Raw genomic sequence first — 22918 nt, forward strand, 5'->3', positions numbered from 1 at the left:
ACCCTGGCCGCCTCCATGCCGCCCACCGCCCACGCCGTGCCCGTCGACGCGGCGGCCCGGCCGCTCCTCCTGCCCGAACCGGAAAGCCTGGTACGGGCGTTCCTCGACGCGGTCGCCGACTCGCTGCCCCGGACCGCCGCCGCGCCGCTCGCCGCAGGGGGCCCGGCGTTCACCGCGTGGGAGCCGCAGCGTCTGCCCGGCCACCGCGCCTGGGCCGCCGATGTCGCCGCGGGCCACGACGCGGGGGTCCGGCTGTCGCTGCGCGTGGAGGTGACGGGGCTCGACCGGGGCGACGGACCGGGTACCGTCCCGTCGTTCCGCGTGGTGCCGCAGATCCACAGTGTCAGCGACCCCGCCGTGGTCGCCGACGCCGCCGAGGTATGGGCGGGCGGTGGGCCGGCCGCGGAGGCGTTCGGGCAGCGCGCGCGGATGGACACCCTGCTGATGCTGCGCCGGGCCGCCCGGGCCTGGCCGACGCTCACTCCCCTGTTGTCGGCGGCCGTGCCGGACGCGGTGGAACCCGCCGACGAGGAGATCGGCGAACTCCTCGGACCCGCCGCGCGGGCGCTCGCCGCGACGGGCGTCCAGGTGCACTGGCCCCGGGAGCTGACCGCCCGCAAGCTCACGGCGCGCGCGGTGATCGGACCGGACGGCGAGGAGGCGGACGGCGGCGCGTCCCAGGGGCTCGCGCGTACCGCGTCGGACGCCGCGCCGCTGCTGTCGTCCGATGCCCTGCTCACCTTCAACTGGTGGTTCGCCCTCGGTGACCAGCAGCTCAGCCGCGAGGAGCTGGACCGGCTGGCCGAGGCGGGCCGGCCGCTGGTGCGGCTGCGCGACCAGTGGGTGCTCATCGACCCCGACGAGGCACGGCGGGCCCGGGAGACGCAGGACCGGAAGGTCTCCCCGATCGACGCGCTGGGCGCGGCGCTGACCGGTTCCGCCGAGGTGGACGGCCGGCGGGTCGAGGTCCGGGCCGCCGGCTGGCTTGAGCGGCTGCGCGAGCGTGTCGCCGACCCGGCCCGGCCGGGCGGTGGCAGGGAGCCGGCGGTCGGTCAGCCGGCCGCGCTCACCGCGACCCTGCGGGACTACCAGCTCCGGGGTCTGAACTGGCTGCACACCATGACCTCGCTCGGGCTCGGCGGCTGCCTCGCCGACGACATGGGGCTCGGCAAGACGATCACGCTGATCGCGCTGCACCTGCACCGCCAGGCCCTGGAAGGAGGCGCCGGGCCCACGCTCGTGGTGTGCCCGACCTCGCTGATGGGCAACTGGCAGCGCGAGATCGAGAAGTTCGCCCCCGGCACCCCGGTCCGCCGCTTCCACGGCGCGTCCCGCACCCTGGACGACCTGGCGGAGGACGGGTTCGTACTCACCACGTACGGGACGATGCGACTGGACGCACCGAGGCTCGCCGCGGCGCGGTGGGGCATGGTCGTGGCGGACGAGGCGCAGCACGTGAAGAACCCGTACTCGGCGACGGCCCGCGCGTTGCGCACCATCGGCGCCGGGGCGCGGGTGGCGCTGACGGGCACCCCGGTGGAGAACAACCTCTCCGAGCTGTGGGCGATCCTCGACTGGACGACACCGGGGCTGCTGGGGCGGCTCGGCACGTTCCGCACCCGGTACGCGCGGGCGGTGGAGGGCGGGGACCCGGCGGCGGCCGAGCGGCTGGGCGCGCTGGTGCGGCCGTTTCTGCTGCGCCGGCGCAAGTCGGACCCCGGCATCGCGCCGGAGCTGCCGCCGAAGACGGAGACGGACCGGACGGTGTCGCTGACGCCCGAACAGGCGGGGCTGTACGAGGCGGTGGTGCGGGAGACGCTGGCGGCGATCGCGGAGGCCGACGGCATGGCCCGGCGCGGCCTCGTGGTGAAGCTGCTGACCTCGCTCAAGCAGATCTGCAACCACCCGGCGCAGTACCTCAAGGAGGACGAACCGCGCATCGGGGGCCGCTCGGGGAAGCTGGAACTGCTCGACGAACTCCTGGACACCATGGTGGCGGAGGGCGCCGGGGTGCTGGTCTTCTCGCAGTACGTCGGCATGGCCCGGCTGCTCGAACGGCATCTGGCGGCGCGCGGCATCGGCACGCAGTTCCTGCACGGGGGAACGCCGGTCGCCGCGCGGGAGGAGATGGTGAACCGGTTCCAGGCGGGCGAGGCACCGGTGTTCCTGTTGTCCCTGAAGGCCGCGGGCACGGGGCTCAACCTGACCCGGGCCGCTCATGTGGTGCACTTCGACCGCTGGTGGAACCCGGCGGTCGAGGCGCAGGCCACCGACCGCGCGTACCGGATCGGGCAGACGCAGCCGGTCCAGGTGCACCGGCTGATCGCCGAGGGCACGATCGAGGACCGGATCGCGGACATGCTCGCCCGCAAGCAGGGGCTGGCGGACGCGGTGCTCGGCTCCGGCGAGAGCGCGCTGACCGAGCTCAGCGACGCGGAGCTGGCGGACCTGGTGGAACTTCGAGGGGGGACGCGATGAGGGACGGATACGAGGCCGAGGAGTTCGCCGACGGCGGCGACGAACGGGAGGACGGGGCGGCAGCGCAGGAGCGCACGTTCGCCGCCCTGCCCCCGGCACCCGGACGCGGTTTCGCCGTTTCCTGGTGGGGAAAGGCGTGGCTCAAGGCGCTGGAGGACACCGCTCTGGACCTCCGGCAGCTGAAGGCGGGGCGGCGCGTGGCCCGGGAGGGCGGGGTCGGCGCCGTGTCCGTGCGCCCCGGCCGGATCACGGCCGTGGTGCGTGAGCGGAACGGAAGCACCTACCGCAGTGATGTCCTGCTCCAGGAGCTGGACGAACAGGAGTGGGGCCGTTTCCTGGGCATGGCGACCGAGCGGACGGGGCACATCGCCGCGCTGCTCGACCGGGAGATGCCGCCGCACCTGGTGGAGGACGCCGCGGCGGCCGGCATGGATCTGCTCCCGGGCATCGGTGACCTGGAGCCGCGGTGCACCTGCGAGGCGTGGGACCACTGCTTGCACACCGCCGCCCTCTGCTACCAGGTGGCGCGGCTCCTGGACCAGGATCCGTTCGTGCTGCTGCTGATGCGGGGGCGCGGCGAACGGATGCTGCTGGACGGGCTCCAGGAGCGGATCGCGGCGACGGCCGGGACGGCGGACGTCACGGCTGGGGCCGGGGTGCCGGCGCCGGACCCGGGTCCGATCGGCGTACCGGCGGAGCAGGTGTACGCCGCCGGCTCCATCCTGCCCGCGCTGCCGGCTCCCCCGGTGCTTCCCGGCGAGCCGGGCCCCGCCCCCTCACTGGACACGGAGACGGACCCCGAGGCGGGGGTGGATCCGACGGCGCTGGAGATGCTGGTGCGGGACGCGGCGGCCCGGGCGCACCGGATGCTCGCCGACGCGCTGGCGCCCGGCCACGAAGGACGCCCGGTGCCCGAGGGGCTGACGGCACGCCAGGACGCGGTCAGACTGGCCGCCGAAGCGCGCCCGGAGCCGTGGATCGTCCACCGGCTGGCGAGCGGCGCGGGAAAGACGCGCGCCGGGCTCCCCGCCGCGGTCGCGGCCTGGCGGTACGGTGGGGCGACCGCGCTCGCCGTGCTCGACGAGGACCGGCCCCTGGACGGCGAGGCGCTGGCCCGGGCCAGGTTCCGGCTGGCCGAGGCGTGGGAGGAGGACGAGGCGCCCCGGCTGCGGGCCGAGCGCAACCGCTGGACGTCGGCGGACGGTGGCCTCCAGCTCCGCTACGGACCGGACGGGCGCTGGTATCCGTACCGGAAGGAGAACGGTCAGTGGTTCCCGGCGGGTCCGTCCGACGACGATCCGGCGGCCGCCTGGGCGGAGGCGCAGGGCGTCTGACGGCGCGTCTCCCCCGCCTGAACACCCCTTGTATGGGCGGGATTTGAGGCACCTGCCGTCTTCCGCGACATGTGCGGCGCCCGTACGGTGGGCCCGCACCCGGCATCCCGCCTTCCGTCTCCCTGCCCCTCTCACCCCCACAGGAGTTCGCATGGAACGCAGAAGAATTCTTCAGGGCGCCGCGATCGCGGCGGCGGGAGCGCTGCTGCCCGCCTCCGTCCGCGCCACCGCCGCGACGACGGGTGCCACGGATTACCCGGCGGCGCACTGGGTTCCCGCTTCGACGTCCAACTACACGTCCTCGTCGCGCCCTTCGGCGTACCCCGTGCAGTACGTCATCATTCATGTCACCCAGGAGACGTTCTCCGAGACGGTGTCCATCTTCCAGAACCCGGCGAAACAGGTCTCCGCGCACTATGTGGTGCGCTCGGGCGACGGGTACGTCAACCAGATGGTGCGGGAGAAGGACGTCGCCTGGCACGCGGGGAACTGGGACTACAACACCCGCAGCATCGGCATCGAGCACGAGGGGTGGGTGGACCAGCCCGCGTACTTCACCGACTCCCTGTACGAGCAGTCGGCACTGCTCACGGCCAATATCTGCGACCGCCACGGCATTCCCAAGGACCGGGCCCACATCCTCGGCCATGTCGAGGTGCCGGGCACCGACCACACCGACCCGGGTCCGCACTGGGACTGGGTCCGCTACATCCGTCTGGTCAATCTCCTCGGCGCGGGCTGACCGGGCAGCGCACGAAGAGGATTCCCTGCACATCGCCGTCGGGCGCGCCGTAGACATGGGGGACGTCGGCCCGCCACCGGGCGGAGGCCCCGGGCCCGACAGTGCTGAGGTCATCGGGCCGGCCGACGACGGCGGTGCCGGCGAGGACCATCAGGCTCTCGGACGTGCCCGGCACATGCGCCTCCGACTCCTGGACCGCGCCGGCGCGGATGGTCACCCGGAACACGTCGGTGACCGCCTCCCCGTCCTCGTACCGCTCGATCAGCACGGCGGTGACCGCGCTGCCGGAGACGCCCGCCCCGTCCGGCGCCGGGTCGCTCAGTACCGCGCTGAGCGGGCGGCCGAGGGCGGTGGTGAGGGCGTACAGGGTCTCCAGTGTGGGGTTGCGCCGGCCGCTCTCCAGCTCCGAGAGCGTGCCCTTGCCGACCCCGGAACGCCGCGCGAGCTCCGAGAGCGACACGTCCATGCCGTGCCGCAGAGCCCGCAGCCGGCGCCCCACGTCCTCGTTCAGCCCCATCGCCTTCCGCCCGCTCGCCCACCTGGTTGACGGGCACCGGCCCGCCTCTCTAGTGTTCCACAAACAGAACGTTCCGTATACGGAACGCCCGGCACCATCCCGGAAGTGGCTCACTCATGCCCGCGTTGACCCGCATACGCTCGGCCGCACCACCCTCCGCCGTGGCGGCCGGGCTGATCGCCGTGATGGTGGGGGTCACCAGCTCCGCCGCGCTCGTGTTCACCGCCGCGAAGGCCGCCGGGGCGGACGCGCGAGAGATCTCCTCCTGGATGCTGGCGCTCGGCGTCGGACTGGCCTGCACCTGTGCCGGTCTGTCGCTGCGCCACCGGGCACCGGTGGTGACCGCCTGGTCGACGCCCGGCGCGGCCCTGCTGACGACCGGTCTGAGCGGGGTGTCCATGGCGCAGGCCGTCGGCGCGTTCGTCTTCTCGGCGCTGCTCATCGTGGTGAGCGGCGTCACGGGCTGGTTCGCCCGGGTCATGAACCGTATCCCCGTGCCGCTCGCCGCCGCACTGCTCGCCGGGGTGCTGCTGAGGTTCGGCATGGGGCTGTTCAGCACCATGCACCACAGCTTCGCGGTGGCGTTCCCGATGTTCGTGATCTACCTGCTGGGCCGCCGTCTGCTGCCGCGTTACGCGGTGCTGCTGGCGCTGGCCGCGGGGGTGGCGGCCACCCTGTTCACCGGGGGCTGGCGGGCCGGCGAGGTCCAGCTCTCCCTGGCCACACCGGTCTTCACCGCGCCCGAGTTCGACTGGAAGGTGCTCGTCAGCGCCGGCGCGCCGCTGTTCGTCGTCACCATGGCCTCGCAGAACCTGCCCGGCGTCGCCGTGCTGCGCGGTTCCGGTTACGACGTGCCGGTGTCCCCGCTGATGACATGGACCGGCGCGGCCAACGCCGTGCTCGCGCCCTTCGGGGCGTTCGGGATCAACCTCGCCGCCATCACGGCCGCCATCTGCACGGGCGACGAGGCGCACCCGGACCGCGACAAGCGCTATCTGGCCGCGGTGTGGGCCGGGTTCTTCTACCTGTGCGTGGGGCTCCTCGGCGCGACCGTCGCCTCGCTGCTGACCGCCATGCCGCACGAACTCGTCATGGCGATCGCCGGGATCGGGCTCCTCGCGACGATCGAGTCCTCACTGGCCACCGCACTCGCCGCCAAGGCGTCGCGCGAGGCGGCCGTCGTCACCTTCCTCGCCACCGCTTCGGGCGTGACGCTGCTGGGAATCGGCTCGGCGTTCTGGGGCCTGCTGGCCGGCCTCGTCACCAGCGCGATCGCCACGGTGGGGCGCCCCCGCCACAAGGAACCGGTACCGGAGCGGCGGCCCGGCGAACTCCCCGTGCGCTGACCGCGCCCGTACCGCTGAGAGGTCGCCCTGTCCCGTACGTGGAACACAGTTGCCCCGGGCATCGGTCGCGGGTTGGGATGGTGCCATGCAGAAAGCGGTATCCCCACCCTCCGCCGAATCCCTGGCACCCTTCGACCACCTGGACCACCGCTACCGCGGCGAACACCCGGTCCGCACCCTCGCGCTCCTCTTCCGCCCGGACCGGGGGCGGCTGGCGCTCGCCGTCGTCCTCTTCACCGTGAAGCACAGCCCCATATGGCTGCTGCCGCTGATCACCGCCACCGTGCTGGACGTCGTGGTCCAGCACGGCCCGGAGTCCGAACTCTGGAAGGCCACCGGCCTCCTGCTGTTCATCCTCGTCCTCAACTACCCGCTCCACCAGTGGTACGTACGGTGCCTCGGCGGCAGCATCCGCCGCATGGGCATCACCCTGCGCTCCGCGCTCTGCCGCCGGATGCAGCAACTGTCCGTCGGCTACCACGCCCGGGTCAGCTCCAGCGTGCTCCAGGCCAAAGTGGTCCGTGACGTCGAAGCCGTCGAGCAGATGGTGCAGCAGAGCGCCGACATGGGGCTCGGGGCCGTCGTGACGCTGGTCGGCGGGCTCGTCGTCATCGGCATCCGGGTCCCCTCGTTCCTGCCCGTCTTCCTGGTCGTCGTCCCCGCCGCCGGGTTCCTCGTGATGAAGCTGAGGGGCAGGCTGCGCAGCCACAACGAGTCCTTCCGGCGCGAGGTGGAACAGCTGTCGTCCCGGGTCGGCGAGATGACCACCCTCATCCCCATCACCCGCGCCCACGGCCTGGAGCGGACCGCGCTGGGGCGCGTGGACGGCTCCTTGCGGCAGGTGTTCGCCGCCGGTCTGCGCCTGGACATGCTCAACGGCCGTTTCGGCTCACTGGCCTGGGTCCTGCTCAACACGCTCGGCGTGCTCTGCCTGACCGGGTCGGCGCTGGTGGCCTACCACGGCTGGCTGGCCGTCACCGCTGGTGACGTCGTCATGCTGAGTGCCTTCTTCACCGTCCTGACCGGCTCGGTGACCACGCTGCTCGGCCTCGCCCCCATCCTCACCAAGGGCCTCGAGTCGGTCCGTTCGGCGGGCGAGGTCCTCCAGGCCCCCGACCTGGAGCACAACGCGGGCAAGGCACAGGTGGAGCAGGTCACCGGGCGCATCGACTTCGAGGCCGCCTCCTTCGCGTACGATGACGAGCGGCCCGCCGTCGACGGGTTCACGCTCTCCGCGCGACCCGGCGAGACGATCGCCCTGGTCGGCGCGTCGGGGGCGGGCAAGTCGACGGTCCTCAACCTGCTCATCGGGTTCATCCGACCCACCGCGGGGCGCATCCTGCTGGACGGTACCGACATGGCCGGGCTCGATCTGCGCAGCTACCGGCGGTTCCTCTCGGTCGTGCCGCAGGAGTCGATCCTCTTCGAGGGCAGCATCCGCGACAACGTCACGTACGGGCTCGGGCACACCGACGACGCCGCACTGCTGAGCGCCCTGGAGGACGCCAACGCCATGGAGTTCGTCCGCCGCCTGCCCCAGGGCCTGGACACGGTGGTCGGTGAGCGCGGCGCCCGGCTCTCGGGCGGCCAGAAACAGCGGCTCGCGATCGCCCGGGCGCTGATCCGCGATCCGCGGGTCCTGGTGCTCGACGAGGCCACCTCGGCGCTGGACAACCGCTCCGAGGCACTGGTCCAGGAGGCGCTGTCCCGGCTCGTGCACGGCAGGACCGTCTTCGTGGTCGCCCACCGCCTCTCCACCATCCAGGGCGCCGACCGCATCGTGGTCATGGAGGGCGGCCGGATCGCGGAGACCGGTACGCACGAGGAGCTGCTGCTCCGCCACGGCGTGTACGCGGGCCTCCAGCCGGCGTTCCCGTAGAAAGGGGGGCCCGGGCGCTCCCGGGCCCCCGATTCACCAGTCGTGGACCGTGCCGTCCCGGAGCCGGTTGACGGGCAGATAGGTCTGCTCGTACGGGTGGGCCGCCGCGAGCTCCTCGTCCAGTTCCACACCGATCCCCGGGGTCTCCCCGGGGTGCAGGAAGCCGTCGGTGAAGGTGTACGCGTGCCGGAACACCTCCCCGGTGAGGGCGTTGTGGCCCGAGTACTCCTGAATACCGAAGTTGTGGACGGCGAAGCCGAGGTGGACGGCGGCGGCCATCCCGACCGGGGAGATGTCCTCGGGTCCGTGGATCGCGCTCCTGATCTGGTACTGGGCCGCGAAGTCGAAGAGCTTGCGCAGCGGGGTGACCCCGCCGAAGTGGGTGACCGCGCTGCGCACGTAGTCGATCAGCTGCTCGGTGATCAGCGTCTGGTAGTCGTACACCGTGTTGAAGACCTCGCCGAGCGCGAGGGGCGTCGTCGTGTGCCGGCGTACGAGCCGCAGGGCCTCCTGGTTCTCGGCCGGGGTGCAGTCCTCCAGCCAGAACGGGCGGTACGGTTCCAGGTCCTTGCCGAGCCGGGCCGCCTGCAGGGGCGTGAGGCGGTGGTGGGCGTCGTGGAGGAGCGGTATCTCCGCGCCGAACTCCGCCCGTACCGCCTCGAACACGGCGGGGGTGTGCCGCAGGTAGGCGTCCGTGTCCCAGTCCTCGACCAGGGGGCGCGCCTGCTGGTGCACGACGGGCGCACCGTGCTCGTCGGTGGCGTGCACCCCGTAGACGGCCTTGAGACCGGGGATGCCCGTCTGGATGCGGACAGCGGGGTAGCCCTCGGCGAGCCGCTGACGCACGGAGTCGAGGAGTTCGGGAATGTCGCGGCCGTTGGCGTGGCCGTAGGTGGCGAGGCGGTCGCGCGAGGCGCCGCCGAGCAGCTGGTAGAGCGGCAGCCCGGCCGCCTTCGCCTTGATGTCCCACAGGGCGACGTCGACGGCGGCGATCGCGGCCATCGTGACGGGGCCGCGCCGCCAGTACGCGCCTCGGTACAGGTACTGCCAGGTGTCCTCGATCCGGTGCGGGTCCAGGCCCGTGAGCAGGGGCACCACATGGTCGGTGAGGTAGCTGACGACGGCGAGCTCCCGGCCGTTGAGCGTGGCGTCGCCGAGACCGGTGAGACCTTCGTCGGTCGTCAGCTTCAGCGTCACGAAGTTGCGGCCGGGGCTGGTGACGACGACCTGAGCGTCGGCGATCCTCATGGTGGCTCTCTTTCGGGCCGGCGGACGGCAGCCCGTCGCCCTGACCGAGGGCCGCCCGCTGCATAGAGTGACGTGCGTGATCGTGCGTGAGGATACGGGACGGACGGGCGGGCGCCGGGCGGGCTATCCGGCGGCGGCGGTGGTCTTCGCCATCGGCATGGCCGGCACCACGCTGCCGACCCCGCTGTACGGGCTCTACCAGAAGGAGATCGGCTTCTCCGAGCTGATGGTGACCGTCGTCTTCGCCGTGTACGCGCTGGCGGTCATCTCCGTGCTCCTGGTGGCGGGCAACTACTCGGACAAGGTGGGCCGCAAGCCGGTGCTGCTGGCCGCCATGGCCCTGTCCGCCGCGAGTGCGGGGTGCTTCCTGCTGGAGAGCGGGCTGCCTCTGCTCTTCGCCGGCCGGGTGCTGTCCGGCGGCGCGGCGGGGCTGCTGAGCGGTGCGGCGACGGCGGCGGTCATCGAGCTCGCCGGCCCGGGGCAGAAGGCGCGTGCCGGGTTCGCGGCGACGGCCGCGAACATGGGCGGTCTGGGCTGCGGCCCGCTGCTCTCCGGGGTGCTGGCCGAGTACACGCCCTGGCCGTTGTCCCTGCCGTTCTGGGTGCACCTGGGGCTGGTCGCCGTGGCCTGCCTCCTCACGTGGCGGCTGGCGGAGACGGTGGCCGAGCCACGGCGGTGGCCCCGGCTCGAACCGCAGGGCGTCGGGGTGCCCGCCGAGGTGAAGGGCGTGTTCGTGCCGGCCTCGCTGGCCGCGTTCGCCGGTTTCGCGCTGCTCGGCCTGTTCACGGCGGTCGCGCCCAGTTTCGCGGCCGAGACGCTGGGCGTGCGCAACCTGGCGGTGACGGGCGCGGTGGTGTTCTCGGTGTTCTGCGCCTCGACGGCCGGGCAGTGGCTGGCGCCGCGCGTCGGGGCGCGTCGCGCGCTGCCTCTGGGCTGCGCCGTGCTGATCGCGGGACTGCTGCTCGTCGCCTCCTCGTTGCTGGCGAAGTCGCTGGCGCTGCTCGTCCTGGGGGCCGTCTGCGGAGGCATCGGCCAGGGGCTCGCGTTCCGGGCCGCGCTGACGCTCGTGAGCGAGGCCGCCCCCGCCGAGCACAGGGGCGGCACGATCTCGGCCTTCTTCGTCGTCGCCTACACGGGGATCTCCGTGCCAGTGGTGGGTGTGGGCGCGCTGGCGACCGCGGTCGGGCTGCGCGACGCCGGGATGGTCTTCACGGGCTGCGTCATGCTGCTGGCGGCGGTGTCGGGGACGTACGCGGCTCTGCGGACGCCGCCCGGGGACTGACGGGCGGAGAGGACACCCAAGGGGCAGAACGGCCACGTTCCGAACAGAACGGCCATATTCCCCCATTCAGGCTATATTTATATCTTCTTAGCCTTTCCCTTCACTGGGCTCGGGGATCCGTTCCGACCACGAGGAAGGTGCGTCCGATGACCGCTTCCACCCGAGTCCGCCGCCTGCTGGCCGGCGCCGCCGCGACCGGTCTGCTCGCCGGCGGCACCGCCCTGGGGGCCGCCGGGACGGCGCAGGCCGCCCCGGCCCCCGCACCGGCCGCCGTATCCGCCGCGACCGACCACCACGGCGCCTGCACCTGGCAGCCGGGCCACTGGCAGAAGCAGTGGGTCAAGGGCCACTGGGCGAAGCAGTGGCACAAGGGCCATGACGCCGACCACAAGGTCTGGCACCCCGGACACTACGACCGGCACGGGCACTGGAAGCCCGGCCACTGGACCCACCACACCCAGTGGGTCGCGGGCCACTGGACCAAGGTCTACGTCCCCGGTCACTGGGACACCCACTGGGTGAAGGGGCACTGGAGCTGTCACCGCTGAGCGGTCTCAGCCGCATTCCCTCCCGTTGAGCGTGAAGGAGTCCGGGTCGGCGGCCGGTGCGCCGTTCGCCTGGAATCCGAACGAGGCGCTGCCGCCCGCCGGGACCGAGCCGTTGTGGCCGGCGTTCTTGACCGTGACCCGGGTGCCGCTCTGCGTGGCGGTCGCGTTCCACGCGTTGCTCACGCTCTCGGCACCCTGGAAGTCGAAGACCAGCTGCCAGCCGTCCAGCGGCGTCGACCCGGTGTTCTTCACCGTCACATCGGCGGTGAAACCCGTGCCCCACGCCTGGCTGACCCGGTAACTGACGTCACAGGCCCCCGGTTCGGGGTCGGGCGTGTCCGTCGGGTCGGGCGTCGGGGAGGGGTCGGGGGTCGTCGTGGGGTCGGGGGTGTCCGTCGGGTCGGGGTCCGGTCCGGGGTCCGTGCCGTCGGGAGCACTCCCCCACTGGGGCGCCGAGCCCTCCAGGAGCACCATGTGCGGGGCGTCGACGGGCGTGCCGCCCGGGGTCGTCGCCGTCGACGGGTAGGACCAGTCGTTCGACGGGTCCCAGGCACCGGCCGAGCTGATCCGGAACTGCACCTCCTTGCGGTACGCGGACTGGCCGGCCGGCGCGATGTCCGTACCCGAGCAGTCCACCGTGGCGTAGTAGACGTCGCCGGTCAGATGGGTGGGGCCCGTCACCTCGCCGCACTGGTTGTAGTTGGTGGTGAAGCTGATGTCGTCGGGTGCGACGCCCGGCTCCAGTGTGAAGTAGTAGCGCACCGAGGCGTCGGTGAGTGCGCGGGCGGGCCACGCGGAGCGGTTGATCAGATACGCCTTGATCTCGGTGAAGCCGGCTCCGGCCGCGTTCACCGACGCCTGGACGGACACCTCCGGCCCGTCCGGCTCCTCCGGCTGCGGGAAGTCGGCGAGCGGGGCCCCGCCGTACTCCGCGTAGAGCCGGGCCAGTGCCCCGGTGAACGCGGCGTTGTAGTCGGTGGCGACCTCGTTGTTGACGTAGTTCGAGCGGTCGTCGGTGTACGAGTCGTTGGCGGCGCTCGGACCGCCCACCAGTGCCCCGTACAACGTGTGCCGGGTCTCCACCGGGTTGTTCATCTGGTCGGTCCACGAGCCGTGGGCCGTGCGGTGGTGCGGCTTGGTCGGCGGGTTCTCGCCGAAGCCGACCACGTAACTCGATCCGCGCGGGTTGTCCCCGAGGGCGTAGTTGATCTGACGGACCGCGAAGTCGTGGTACCGGGCCTTGCGGGTGGCGTCACCGGTCAGCCAGTCGGAATAGCTCAGCGCGGCGAAGGCGGTGTTCGCGGCGTACCTGAGCGAGCCCCAGCTGTCCAGAACGGCCTGGCCGCCGGGTGAGTAGGGCACCCGCTGCCCGTTGACGCCGACCGTCCACCAGTCCAGCCAGCGGTTCGCGTCGTCGACGTACTTCTGCTTGCCCGTCAGCTGGGCGAGCAGCACATAGGCGCCGTAGGAGGTGTCGTCCCAGGAGAGCGTCCAGCGGTAGGACCGGGTGCTGGTCTGCGGCTCGGTGGAGAGGTTGTCGTAGTACGACTCGGCCTTGGCGAGGTACGCGGTGTCGCCGGTGGCCTTGTACAGCCAGACGGCTCCCCAGACGAGCTCGTCGTTGTACCCGCTCCAGGAGTTGTAGTAGCTCTGCGCGTCGGTGATGCAGTCGCTGTACTTGCCCCGGTAGGTGTCGGCGAAGGTGTACAGCTGCTTCGCGTGGGTGAGCAGCTTCGCCGCGTACGCCGGATCGCTGTCGGAGAACACCATCGAGGAGGAGGCCAGGGCCGCGGCCGTCTGGCCGGCCAGGTCGCTTCCGGGGCAGGAGGCGTCGATCTTGTACGCCGGGCGCTTCATCGGCATCACCTCGGCGGGGCCCCACCACTTGTGGTCGTCGCCGCCGTTGCCGACCTGTCCGTACAGGACGTTGGGCGAGGGGTGGGCCTTCAGGAGGTAGTCGTCCACGAAGCGCAGATTGTTCCGCAGGTACGGCAGCTGGCCCGAAGCCTGGTACGCCGCCCTCTGCTCCGTACCGCCCCAGGCGAGCATGGTGGCCGAGTAGGCCATGGGGAGGCCGAACTTCACATGGTCCCCGGCGTCGTACCAGCCGCCCGTCAGGTCCAGTCCGGCGTCCTTGCCGTCGTCCAGCGCGGAGTCGCCGCGCCAGGAGACGCGGTTGGTGTCGGGCAGCTTTCCGGACTGCTGGGCCTCGTAGAAGAGGACCGACTTCTGCAGTGCCTCGCCGTAGTCGAAGGCGGGGGCGGCCGCCGCGTCGGCCGGCAGGGACAGCGGGAGCAGCAGGCCCGCGCCGACGGTGAGTGCCAGGGCGACGACTCCCAGGCGGTCCGGTCTTCGAGGCCGCCTTCGCAGGGCGGGGAGGGTGAGCGAGCGCAACGGACTTTCCCTTCGTCACGTCGATGGGGGTGCCGGGTGTGTGCGGGGTGCGTGCGTGATGCCTGGGGCGTGGGAGCGCTCCCAAGGGCGTTGCTCATGAAGCCAGTTCCCACGGGAACTGTCAACGGTTGCGGCACACCCGTTTCACGGCGAGGACACCCGAAAACACCGCACCGGCCACCCGTTCGGGTGACCCGGCGCGCGAACGGGCGCGAACAGGCCAAGGCTGGCGTTTCGAACGCACCTGTGGCGTCGCGACCGGAGGTACAGATGAGCGCGATGGACATGCCGGCGGATCTGCCCAAGGACTCGGCACGCACCGCCGCCAGGGACCGGCCGGCAGCACCGAGGATCAGCTGGCTGACACTCGCCCTGATGACGACGGCGTCGGTGGCGAGCCTGCGGGCCGCGCCGACGATGGCGGTCTACGGGCTGGCCTGTGTCTTCCTCTATCTCCTGCCGGCCGTCGTGTTCCTGCTCCCGACCGCCCTGGTCTCCGCCGAGCTGGCCTCGGGCTGGCCCGGCGGCGTGTACCGCTGGGTGAGCGAAGGGCTGTCCAAGCCGCTCGGATTTCTGGCCGTGTGGTGCCAGTTCGCGATGACGATCTTCTACTATCCGAGCCTCTTGGCGTTCGTGGCCTCGACGATCGCGTACGTCATCGATCCCTCGCTCGCGTCCAACGGCCTGTACACCGCGATCGTGATCATGGTGCTCTACTGGACCGGCGTCTGGGTCTCGTCCCGGGGCACCAGGGCCCTGGCGGGTCTGTCCTCCTGGGGACTCGTCATCGGCACCCTGGTCCCCGGCACGGTGCTGGTCGTGCTGGGCATCGTCTTCCTGGGCCAGGGGAACGGCTCCGCCGCGCCGATGACCTCGGCCCACCTGCTTCCCCAGTGGACGGGGCTCGCCAGCCTGGTGCTCATCGTCAACAACTTCCTGTCGTACTCCGGCATGGAGATGAACGCCGTGCACGTCTCCTCGCTGCGCGATCCGGCGAAGGAGTACCCGAAGTCGATGTTCCTGGCGATGGGCCTGGTACTGCTGATCTTCATCCTGCCCGCGCTCGCGATCAGCTGGGTGGTGCCCGCCAGCCAGCTGAGTCTGACAGCCGGTGTGATGCAGGCGTTCGACGCTTTCTTCGCCCACTTCCACGTAGGCTGGATGACGCCGATCGCGGCGGTGATGCTGGTGTCGGCGGCGCTCGGCGGCATGCTGACATGGCTGGCCGGGCCGTCCAAGGGGCTGCTGGAGATCTCCCGCAGCGAGGGCTACCTGCCGCCGTACCTCCAACGGCTCAACAAGAACGGTATCCAGCAGAACATCCTGGTCACCCAGGGCATCGTCACCACCGTCATCGCGCTGCTCTACGCGCTGATCCCCAACGTGTCCAGCGTCTACTGGATCTTCTCCACCATCACGACTCAGGTCTACCTCATCGTCTACCTCCTGATGTTCGTGGCGGCCGTCCGGCTGCGGAAGACCCAGCCGGACCACCCGCGCGGCTACCGCGTCCCGGCGCTCGGGCTGCTGTGCGCGGTCGGGCTGCTGGCGTCGCTCGCGGCCCTCGCCATCGGCTTCGTACCACCCTCCCAGTTCGGCGGCGGCAGCGTCGGTGTGTACGTGGCCATCGTCGGTGGCGGGCTCGTCGTCCTCGGGCTGCTGATCCCGTGGCTGTTCCTGAAGCTGCGCAAACCCGGCTGGCGCACGGCGGCGGCCGGTGAGGAGGCCGCGTCATGAGCCCGACCCGCTTCGCCTCCGAGCACCGCTGGCTCTACCTCGGCGCGATCGTCCTCCTGGTGGCGCTCGTGGTCGTCGGCATCGTCCGGTACGAGAAGGCCAGGACGAACAACAAGGCGACGGAGAAGGCCGAGCAACTCGCCGACGCCGCCGTGGCGGCCGGCTACCCCCGGCCCGACGTCGGCACCATCAAGCGCACCCTGGGCGACGACGGCGGCCAGGTCTGCGAGAAACCCGGCTCCTCGCTCAAGTCCGCGCTGTGGAAGATGAGCATCTCCAACGGCGCCACCGGCCCCGGTATGCGCCCCGTGATCGGCGACACCGAGGCGATCCGGGCGGAGGCGAAGATCCTGGAGATCTACTGCCCGGACAAGCTGGACAAGATCGAGGACAAGATCGCCGATCTCAGGACCGAGAACACAGTGAGGCGCTGATGGCCACCGACGAACTCGCCGGGCGCATCTCCGGCCTGATGTCACGCGCGCGGACGGACCTGACCGAACTGGTCTCCATCCCCTCCGTCGCCGACCCCCGGCAGTACCCGGCCGAGGAGTGCGTCCGGGCCGCCCGCTGGGTGGCAGACGCCTTCACCGAGGCCGGTCTGCGGGACGTACGCCTCGTGGAGACCCCGGACGGCAGCAACGCGGTGCTCGGGCACCGCCCGCCCCCGCCCGGCGCCCCGACCGTGCTGCTCTACTGCCACTACGACGTGCAGCCCCCGCTGGACGACGACGCGTGGGCCACGCCGCCGTTCACCCTGACCGAGCGCGACGGCCGCTGGTACGGGCGGGGCACCGCCGACTGCAAGGGCAACATCGTCATGCACCTCACCGCCCTGCGCGCGCTCGGCGACGACATCCCGGTCGGGCTGAGGTTCGTGGCCGAGGGTTCGGAGGAACAGGGCACCGGCGGCCTCGAGGCCTACGTGGCCGCGCACCCCGAGGAGTTCGCCGCCGACGCCCTGCTGGTCTGCGACACGGGGAACGCGGCCGTCGGCACCGGCACCGCCACCACCTCCCTGCGCGGCGTGGTGAACGTCGTGGTCACCGTCGACACCCTGGCCGGCGAGGTGCACTCCGGGATGTTCGGGGGCCCGGCCCCCGACGCACTGGCCGCGCTGATCCAGCTGCTCTCCACCCTGCGCGACCCCGGAACCGGGGCCACCCAGGTACGCGGCCTGGACGCCTCGGGCACCTGGGAGGGGGCACGTTACGAGGAGGAGCGGTTCCGCGAGGACGCGGGCGTCCTCGACGGCGTGCCCCTCATCGGCACGGGCTCGGTGTCCGACCAGCTGTGGGCCCGCCCGGCCGTCACCGTCCTCGGCATCGACTGCCCGCCCGTGGTGGGCTCGTCCGCGTCGGTCCCGCCCACCGCCCGGGCCCGGGTGAGCCTGCGCATCCCGCCGGGCACCGGTGCGGAGGCCGCGCAGCGGGCGCTGACGGATCATCTGACCGGAGCCGCACCCTGGGGCGTGCGCGTCGGGGTGGAGCCGGAGCAGTCCGGCGCACCGTTCCGCGCGGCGACGGACGGTCCGGCCTACCGGGCGCTCGGCGAGGCGATGCGGGCGGTGTACGGCAAGCCGATGGCGTACCTCGGGCAGGGCGGGTCCATCCCGCTCTGCAACGTCCTGGCGGACGCACACCCCTCGGCCGAGATCGTCCTCATGGGCGTCGAAGAGCCGCGGTGCCTGATCCACGCGCCGAACGAGAGCGTCGACCCGACGGAGATCGAGCACATGGCCCATGTGGAGGCCCTCTTCCTCCGCTCCTTCGCCCGCGCGGCGCGCTGACGAGGTGAAGGCCGGGCCGGAAGCGGAGCACGAGGACGAGCACGACGCCCTCGTCGGCTTCCTCGACGGGCTGACCCGGCTCCTGCTCTCGACCAGCGGCGAGGGAGCGGAGCAGGTCGAACGCTCCGTCACCTCGGCGGCCCGGGGTCTCGGCGGCGCCGCATCGGTGGCGGTGCTGCCCGACACCGCCACGGTCGCCGTGACCTCGCACGGCCGCCGCACGGCCATCGTGGTGCGCGCGTTCCCCGAGGTCTTCCGGATGGACCGGGTGGTGGCGCTCAAGCCGCTCCTGGAGGAGGTGGCGGCGGGCCGGCTGGATGTGCGGAGGGCCGGCGTCCGCCTCACCGCGATCACCCGCGCCGCTCCCCCGTACCCCTGGTGGGCGAAGCTTCTGGGGGTGGTGCTGTTCTCGGTGGGCTTCGCGCCGCTGATGCAGCCGACCTGGTACGAGGTGGGGAGCACGGCGGTCCTCGCCGCGGTCGCCGCGTGCCTGGCCGTCGCGGCGGACCGGATGCCCCGGCTGGCGATGGTGCTGCCGCTGGTCGCGGCGGTGACCGTCTCGTTGCTCGCCCTGGAACTGTTCGCCCGTTCCCCCGCGCACGGCGGCCCCGTGCTGCTGATGCTTCCGGCGCTCTTCTTCTTCGTACCCGGTGACTACCTCAGCGCGGCGGCTGCCGAACTGGCCGCCGGGTACCTCACGACCGGCGCCGTGCGCCTGGTCTACGCGGTGGCGCTCCTGGTCCAGCTCTATGTGGGCGTGGTCCTGGGTCTGGTCATCACCGGCCGCCCGCGCCAGGACCTGTTCGACGTGGCGGCCGGGGCGGACCTGCCGCGCTGGGCGCTCTTCGCGAGCTGGATCGTCTTCACCGCGGGGGCCCTGCTGGCCTTCGCCGTACCCGCCCGGCTGCTGGGCATGCTCCTGGTGCTCGTGTATCTGACGGTGGGCGTGCAGACGGGCTTCACACGCCTGGTCGGCGACGTGGGCGGCACGTTCACGGCGGCGGTCGTACTCGGTGCGGTCACGACCTGGCTGGCGCGCCGGCCGGGCGGCCCGCCCCGTCTGGTCCTGGTGCTGCCGGGATTCTTCACCCTGACGGTGGGCTCGCTCGGGATGCGCGGGCTGACGGCGCTGGCGGGCGGCTACGCGATCGAGGGCTTCCGCGACCTCACGGAACTGGTGACCCTCGTGACCGCGATCGGCACCGGGCTGCTCCTGGGTGCGGTGCTGGCGCAGCGGCCGGGCGCCGGAACCTGACACGGGGCGCTCGGCAGGTCTCAGATGTTCGGCAAGTCCCCGCCGTCGGCCGGGGCGGCCTCGTTCAACGCGAACCAGGCGGTCTTCCCCTCCGGCTCGGGCCGTACGCCCCACTGGTCGGCGAGGATGTCCAGCAGGAGCAGGCCGCGGCCCGAGGAAGCGAGTTCGCCCGGGGTGCGCTGGTGGGGCAGCTCGTCGCCGCGGTCCATCACCTCGACCAGCAGCCGGCGTGCGCCGGTCTCGCCGGACAGCGTGGCGTTGAGGGCGCCGTCCTGGTCGGTGTGCACGAGGACGTTGCCGAGGAGTTCGGTCGCCAGGAGCACGGCGGTGTCGATCTGGTCCGGGCGCGCCCAGTCGTGCAGCAGCGCCTTGAGCTCGGCGCGGGCCTCGGCCAGGCCCTCGCCCTGGTCCTGGCCGACGGTGAGCATCAGGCGGCGCTGGCTGACCTCCGCGCGGGCGTGGATGGCGTCGCGGCGCAGCAGCAGGAGCGCGATGTCGTCACCGTCGCGGGCGACGGCTTCCTCCCTGGCGCCGGGGCCGGGGTCGACGACGGCCGCCATGAGCCGGTCGGCCATGCCCTCCAGGTCGTCGGCGGGACCGGGCGAGAACGCGTCGCGCACCCGCACCCAGCCGGTGTACATGTCGTGGCCGCCGTTCTCGATGAACCCGTCGGTGCACAGCATGAGGATCTCGCCCTCGTGCAGGCGCACGACGTCGACGGGGTAGTCCTCCTCGCCGGGCATCAGTCCGAGCGGCAGCCCGCCGCTCACGTGTTTGAGGACACACGTGCCGTCCGGCATGCGCAGGACGGGATGCGGGTGGCCCGCGCGGGCGATGAGCAGGTCACCGGTGGACGGGTCGGCCTCGATGTAGAGGCAGGTCGCGAAGCGGTCCTCGTCCAGGGTGGTCAGGAAGCGGGAGGCGCGTGCCAGGACGGCGTCGGGCCCGTGCCCCTCGGCCGCGTAGGCGTGCACGGCGGTACGCAGCTGGGCCATGAGCCCCGCGGCGTGCACGTCGTGTCCCTGGACGTCGCCCATGACGACGGCCATCCGGCCGTTCGGCAGGTCGATGGTGTCGTACCAGTCACCGCCGACCATGAGGCCGCCGCCGGTCGGCACGTAACGGGTGGCGACGCTGAGCCCGGTCAGGGCCGCGCCGGCGGTGTGCATGCTGCGGCGCAGGCCCCGGGAGAGTTCCAGCTCGGCGCGGCTGGCCCGGGCCCGTTCGAGGACCTGGGCGATCATGCGTCCGGTGACGGTGAGCAGGGCACGCTCGCTCGCCGTGAAGTCGAGGGGGGTCCGGAAGGCGGCCAGCCAGACCCCGACGACCCGGCCGGCGGTGACCAGGGGCAGGAACGCCCACGCCTCACGGCCCTTGCGCGCGGACAGGTGCCAGGTCGCCGGGAATCGGCGGCGGTACTCCTGCTGGGAGCCCAGGTAGACGGCGCGCCCGGTCCTGGCCACCTCGGCGGCCGGGTAGCCGGTGTTCATGGGCATACGGAACCCCCGGCCCGGGCCGCCGGGCCGGAACCCGTACTGGCCGATCGCGGTGAGGTTGCCCTCGGCGCTGCCGAAGACGCACTGGCCGTCCAGCGGGAAGTCGGGGGCGTACAGGCCGGCGGCGAGCCTCAGGGCCTCGTCGAGCGTGTCGGCGGCGGCGACCGCGTGTCCGGCGGAGAGCAGCAGGGAGTCGCGGCGTCTGGCCTCTTCCGGCGTTCCGTCGCCCCGGGTCGCGCTGTCGGGCCCCGGGGGGAGCGCCGTGTCGGGGCCCGGCGCCTGCATCCGGTTCAGCGCCTCGATCTGGCCCAGCTCGGCCTCGAACGCGTCGGTCGGTGGCTCATGCCGTTCACCACCCATCCGGCTTCCCTTCGTCCCGATGTCGTCGGCGGCTGTTCGTTCCATGCTCCGCCGGGAGAGCCGGGTCCGCAGGGCGAGACGTTTCCGCGCCGCCGCCGGAGTGTGCCGGACCAGTGGTGCGGGCCGGACCGTCCGCGCGGGACGGCCGGGATCTCCGGCGGGTCGGGAAGCGCTCGGACGTAAGCCCTGGCCGGGACGGTTCGTGGGTTAGCGGTACGCCGGTGACCTGCGGATATCGCTGAAGTCGATGGCCCGGTCGGCCTCCCGCATGGTCTCTTCAGCCACCCGGCGCACCTCGGCCGGTACATCCCCGTGCTCCTCCACGAGACCGGCGTAGATCGGTGCGTCGGTACTGTCTGTGAAACTCACGTCGAACTGCCTCAATCGGTCGTGTCTGCCGTGGTCCGGCCGGAAACAGGGGCCGATTCTACGCAGGTCCGACGCCGGGCCCGCACGGGCCCCGGAAGTTTGACCTCAAGTTCGCTTGAGCTTCTAGCGTTCTCCTCACACCCCGGTCGGTACCCCGCCGGGGCCGTACCGACCCGTCCTGCCCCGGAGGCACCCGTATGAGCATGGAAGTCACCGCGTGGTCGTCGCTGCACAGCGCGATCAACGCGCAAGCGGACCGCCGTCCCTTCTCCCGGGCCACCGTGCGCCGGATCGCCTCGTTCGCCCGTCCGCGCCGGCGCCAGCTCTACCGGTTCCTGCTGCTCAGCGTGGTCTCCGCGCTGCTGGCCGTGGCGACGCCGATGCTCGCGGGCCGGGTGGTCGACGCGATCGTGCAGGGCAAGGAGAGCGGCACGGTCGTCCGTCTCGCCCTGGTGATCGCCGTGATCGCCGTGGCGGAGGCGGGGCTCGGGCTGCTGACCCGGCTGCTGTCGGCCACGCTGGGCGAGGGGCTGATCCTGGATCTGCGCACGGCGGTCTTCGACCATGTGCAGCGGATGCCGGTCGCCTTCTTCACCCGGACCCGGACGGGGGCGCTGGTGAGCCGGCTCAACAACGACGTGATCGGCGCGCAGCGGGCGTTCAGCAACACCCTGTCGGGAGTGGTCTCCAATGTGGTGACCCTGGTGCTGACGCTCGCGGTGATGCTGACGATCTCCTGGCAGATCACGCTGCTCGCACTGGTGCTGCTGCCGGTCTTCGTCGTACCGGCCCGGCGGATGGGTTCGCGGATGGCGCGCATGCAACGCGAGGCGGCGGCGCACAACGCGGCGATGAGCACCCAGATGACCGAGCGGTTCTCGGCGCCGGGCGCGACCCTGGTGAAGCTCTTCGGCCGGCCCGCCGACGAGTCCGCCGAGTTCGCGGCGCGGGCCGGCCGGGTACGGGACATCGGCATTCGTACGGCGATGGCGCAGTCCACGTTCATCACGGCGCTGACCCTGGTGTCCGCGCTGGCCCTGGCCCTCGTCTACGGGCTGGGCGGCTACTACGCGCTGCACGGCAGCCTGGAGCCGGGCGCGGTCGTGACGCTGGCGCTGCTGCTCACCCGGCTCTACGCCCCGCTGACGGCGCTGGCGGGCGCCCGGGTCGAGGTGATGAGCGCGCTGGTGAGCTTCGAGCGGGTCTTCGAGATCCTGGACCTGAAGCCGCTGATCGCCGAGAAGCCGGACGCCCGTACGGTGCCCGAGGGGCCGGTGTCCGTGGAGTTCGACGGGGTCTCCTTCGGCTACCCGTCCGCCGACAAGGTGTCGCTGGCCTCGCTGGAGGAGGTCGCGACGCTGGACTCCCGGGGCGGCACGCGGGTGCTGCACGACGTCTCGTTCCGGGCCGAGCCCGGCCACATGGTCGCGCTGGTGGGCTCCTCGGGCGCGGGCAAGTCGACCATCGCCCAGCTGCTGCCCCGGCTCTACGACACCGACGAGGGAGCCGTACGGCTGAACGGCGTCGACGTGCGCGATCTCACCGCCGCATCGGTTCGTGAAACGCTCGGCATGGTCACCCAGGACGGGCACCTCTTCCACGATTCGGTGCGCGCCAACCTCCTGCTGGCCAGGCCCGGTGCCACCGAGGACGAGATCTGGGACGCGCTGCGGCGCTCCCGGCTCGACGGTCTGGTGGCGTCGCTGCCCGACGGGCTCGACACCGTCGTGGGCGAGCGCGGTTACCGGCTCTCCGGCGGTGAGCGGCAGCGGCTGACGATCGCCCGGCTGCTCCTGGCCCGGCAGCGGGTGGTCATCCTGGACGAGGCGACCGCGCACCTCGACTCCACGTCCGAGGCGGTCGTGCAGGAGGCCCTGGCCGAGGCCCTGGAGGGGCGCACCGCCCTGGTGATCGCGCACCGGCTCTCGACGGTACGGGCCGCCGATCTCATCCTGGTCGTGGAGGAGGGCCGGGTGGTGGAACGGGGTACGCACACCGCGCTGCTGGAGGCGGGGGGCCGGTACGAGGAGCTGTACCAGACGCAGTTCGCCTCGCCGGACGCTGCGGGCGATCAGCAGGAGCCCGTGGGGTCGGCCTGACACGAACGCCCCCGGTCCGTGCGGACCGGGGGCGTTCGGAGCGGG

17 protein-coding genes are annotated in these 22918 nt (G+C 72.2%); 12 read left to right on the top strand and 5 right to left on the bottom strand.

Annotation, left to right across the window (positions count from 1 at the left end; genetic code table 11):
- From G3I41_RS26345 to G3I41_RS26355, 3 genes are all read left to right on the top strand, one after another.
- Positions 1-2478 (top strand): DEAD/DEAH box helicase (locus tag G3I41_RS26345; RefSeq protein WP_164402862.1); only part of this gene is annotated, 2478 nt, incomplete at its 5' end.
- Positions 2475-3812, top strand: a complete 1338-nt coding sequence (locus tag G3I41_RS26350) for an SWF or SNF family helicase (RefSeq protein WP_164402863.1) — start codon at positions 2475-2477, stop codon at positions 3810-3812. The genes G3I41_RS26345 and G3I41_RS26350, both read left to right, overlap by 4 nt.
- Positions 3813-3963: 151 nt before the next feature.
- Positions 3964-4554, top strand: coding sequence for a peptidoglycan recognition family protein (locus G3I41_RS26355; protein ID WP_164402864.1), 591 nt, complete (start codon positions 3964-3966; stop codon positions 4552-4554).
- Here the strand turns inward: G3I41_RS26355 and G3I41_RS26360 are convergent.
- Complete coding sequence (locus G3I41_RS26360; RefSeq protein ID WP_164402865.1) at positions 4532-5071, bottom strand: XRE family transcriptional regulator; 540 nt, start codon at positions 5069-5071, stop codon at positions 4532-4534. The genes G3I41_RS26355 and G3I41_RS26360 overlap by 23 nt on opposite strands.
- A 116-nt stretch (positions 5072-5187) precedes the next feature.
- Here G3I41_RS26360 and G3I41_RS26365 point away from each other — a divergent pair, with 116 nt between their 5' ends.
- Both G3I41_RS26365 and G3I41_RS26370 read left to right on the top strand, forming a co-directional pair.
- Positions 5188-6417 (top strand): benzoate/H(+) symporter BenE family transporter, encoded by a 1230-nt coding sequence (locus G3I41_RS26365; RefSeq protein WP_164402866.1) that lies wholly within the window; start codon positions 5188-5190, stop codon positions 6415-6417.
- An 85-nt stretch (positions 6418-6502) separates the two neighbouring features.
- Positions 6503-8296, top strand: a complete 1794-nt coding sequence (locus G3I41_RS26370; protein WP_164402867.1) for an ABC transporter ATP-binding protein — start codon at positions 6503-6505, stop codon at positions 8294-8296.
- Between the two features lie 33 nt (positions 8297-8329).
- On the opposite strand, the gene manD is transcribed toward G3I41_RS26370, so the two are convergent.
- On the bottom strand, positions 8330-9544 hold the full coding sequence (manD, locus tag G3I41_RS26375) for a D-mannonate dehydratase ManD (RefSeq protein ID WP_164402868.1): 1215 nt from the start codon (positions 9542-9544) through the stop codon (positions 8330-8332).
- 79 nt (positions 9545-9623) lie between these two features.
- Here manD and G3I41_RS26380 point away from each other — a divergent pair, with 79 nt between their 5' ends.
- Both G3I41_RS26380 and G3I41_RS26385 read left to right on the top strand, forming a co-directional pair.
- A complete protein-coding gene (locus G3I41_RS26380) occupies positions 9624-10826 on the top strand; it encodes an MFS transporter (protein WP_164402894.1) in 1203 nt (400 codons plus the stop codon).
- A gap of 146 nt (positions 10827-10972) precedes the next feature.
- Positions 10973-11374 (top strand): YXWGXW repeat-containing protein, encoded by a 402-nt coding sequence (locus G3I41_RS26385; RefSeq protein WP_164402869.1) that lies wholly within the window; start codon positions 10973-10975, stop codon positions 11372-11374.
- Positions 11375-11380: 6 nt separating this feature from the next.
- On the opposite strand, the gene G3I41_RS26390 is transcribed toward G3I41_RS26385, so the two are convergent.
- A complete protein-coding gene (locus G3I41_RS26390) occupies positions 11381-13768 on the bottom strand; it encodes a glycoside hydrolase family 9 protein (RefSeq protein WP_164402870.1) in 2388 nt (795 codons plus the stop codon).
- A gap of 270 nt (positions 13769-14038) precedes the next feature.
- On the opposite strand from G3I41_RS26390, the gene G3I41_RS26395 reads away from it, so the two are divergent.
- Genes G3I41_RS26395 through G3I41_RS26410 form a run of 4 tightly spaced genes read left to right on the top strand, consistent with a single transcriptional unit; the run spans position 14039 to position 18549 of the window.
- The gene (locus tag G3I41_RS26395) at positions 14039-15505 is read left to right on the top strand and encodes an APC family permease (protein ID WP_164402871.1); all 1467 of its coding nucleotides are present in this window, start codon (positions 14039-14041) and stop codon (positions 15503-15505) included.
- The gene (locus tag G3I41_RS26400) at positions 15502-15939 is read left to right on the top strand and encodes a hypothetical protein (RefSeq protein WP_164402872.1); all 438 of its coding nucleotides are present in this window, start codon (positions 15502-15504) and stop codon (positions 15937-15939) included. Before G3I41_RS26395 ends, G3I41_RS26400 begins: the two co-directional genes overlap by 4 nt.
- A complete protein-coding gene (locus tag G3I41_RS26405; protein ID WP_164402873.1) occupies positions 15939-17294 on the top strand; it encodes a dipeptidase in 1356 nt (451 codons plus the stop codon). The genes G3I41_RS26400 and G3I41_RS26405 overlap by 1 nt, the downstream gene beginning before the upstream one ends.
- 4 nt (positions 17295-17298) lie before the next feature.
- A complete protein-coding gene (locus G3I41_RS26410) occupies positions 17299-18549 on the top strand; it encodes a threonine/serine exporter family protein (protein WP_164402874.1) in 1251 nt (416 codons plus the stop codon).
- A gap of 20 nt (positions 18550-18569) precedes the next feature.
- Here G3I41_RS26410 and G3I41_RS26415 read toward each other — a convergent pair whose 3' ends face one another.
- Together G3I41_RS26415 and G3I41_RS26420 are read right to left on the bottom strand one after the other, a co-directional pair.
- Positions 18570-20405, bottom strand: coding sequence for a SpoIIE family protein phosphatase (locus G3I41_RS26415; protein WP_164402895.1), 1836 nt, complete (start codon positions 20403-20405; stop codon positions 18570-18572).
- 207 nt (positions 20406-20612) lie between these two features.
- Positions 20613-20774: a hypothetical protein gene (locus G3I41_RS26420; protein ID WP_164402861.1), complete on the bottom strand. Its 162-nt coding sequence runs from the start codon at positions 20772-20774 to the stop codon at positions 20613-20615.
- Between the two features lie 197 nt (positions 20775-20971).
- On the opposite strand from G3I41_RS26420, the gene G3I41_RS26425 reads away from it, so the two are divergent.
- Positions 20972-22873 carry an ABC transporter ATP-binding protein gene (locus G3I41_RS26425; protein ID WP_164402875.1) on the top strand — a complete coding sequence of 634 codons (1902 nt, stop codon included), beginning with the start codon at positions 20972-20974 and terminating at the stop codon, positions 22871-22873.
- Positions 22874-22918: the final 45 nt, after the last annotated feature.

The organism is Streptomyces sp. SID9727 (assembly GCF_010550605.1).
Taxonomy (GTDB): domain Bacteria; phylum Actinomycetota; class Actinomycetes; order Streptomycetales; family Streptomycetaceae; genus Streptomyces.

Bases quoted from the DNA above. Each gene is read 5' to 3' on its own strand.
- G3I41_RS26370 (WP_164402867.1), top strand. From the start codon at position 6,503: ATGCAGAAAGCGGTATCCCCACCCTCCGCCGAATCCCTGGCACCCTTC.
- G3I41_RS26405 (WP_164402873.1), top strand. From the start codon at position 15,939: ATGGCCACCGACGAACTCGCCGGGCGCATCTCCGGCCTGATGTCACGC.
- G3I41_RS26425 (WP_164402875.1), top strand. From the start codon at position 20,972: ATGAGCATGGAAGTCACCGCGTGGTCGTCGCTGCACAGCGCGATCAAC.
- G3I41_RS26360 (WP_164402865.1), bottom strand. From the start codon at position 5,071: ATGGGGCTGAACGAGGACGTGGGGCGCCGGCTGCGGGCTCTGCGGCAC.
- G3I41_RS26415 (WP_164402895.1), bottom strand. From the start codon at position 20,405: ATGGGTGGTGAACGGCATGAGCCACCGACCGACGCGTTCGAGGCCGAG.
- G3I41_RS26365 (WP_164402866.1), top strand. From the start codon at position 5,188: ATGCCCGCGTTGACCCGCATACGCTCGGCCGCACCACCCTCCGCCGTG.
- manD (WP_164402868.1), bottom strand. From the start codon at position 9,544: ATGAGGATCGCCGACGCTCAGGTCGTCGTCACCAGCCCCGGCCGCAAC.
- G3I41_RS26355 (WP_164402864.1), top strand. From the start codon at position 3,964: ATGGAACGCAGAAGAATTCTTCAGGGCGCCGCGATCGCGGCGGCGGGA.
- G3I41_RS26385 (WP_164402869.1), top strand. From the start codon at position 10,973: ATGACCGCTTCCACCCGAGTCCGCCGCCTGCTGGCCGGCGCCGCCGCG.
- G3I41_RS26395 (WP_164402871.1), top strand. From the start codon at position 14,039: ATGAGCGCGATGGACATGCCGGCGGATCTGCCCAAGGACTCGGCACGC.
- G3I41_RS26350 (WP_164402863.1), top strand. From the start codon at position 2,475: ATGAGGGACGGATACGAGGCCGAGGAGTTCGCCGACGGCGGCGACGAA.
- G3I41_RS26400 (WP_164402872.1), top strand. From the start codon at position 15,502: ATGAGCCCGACCCGCTTCGCCTCCGAGCACCGCTGGCTCTACCTCGGC.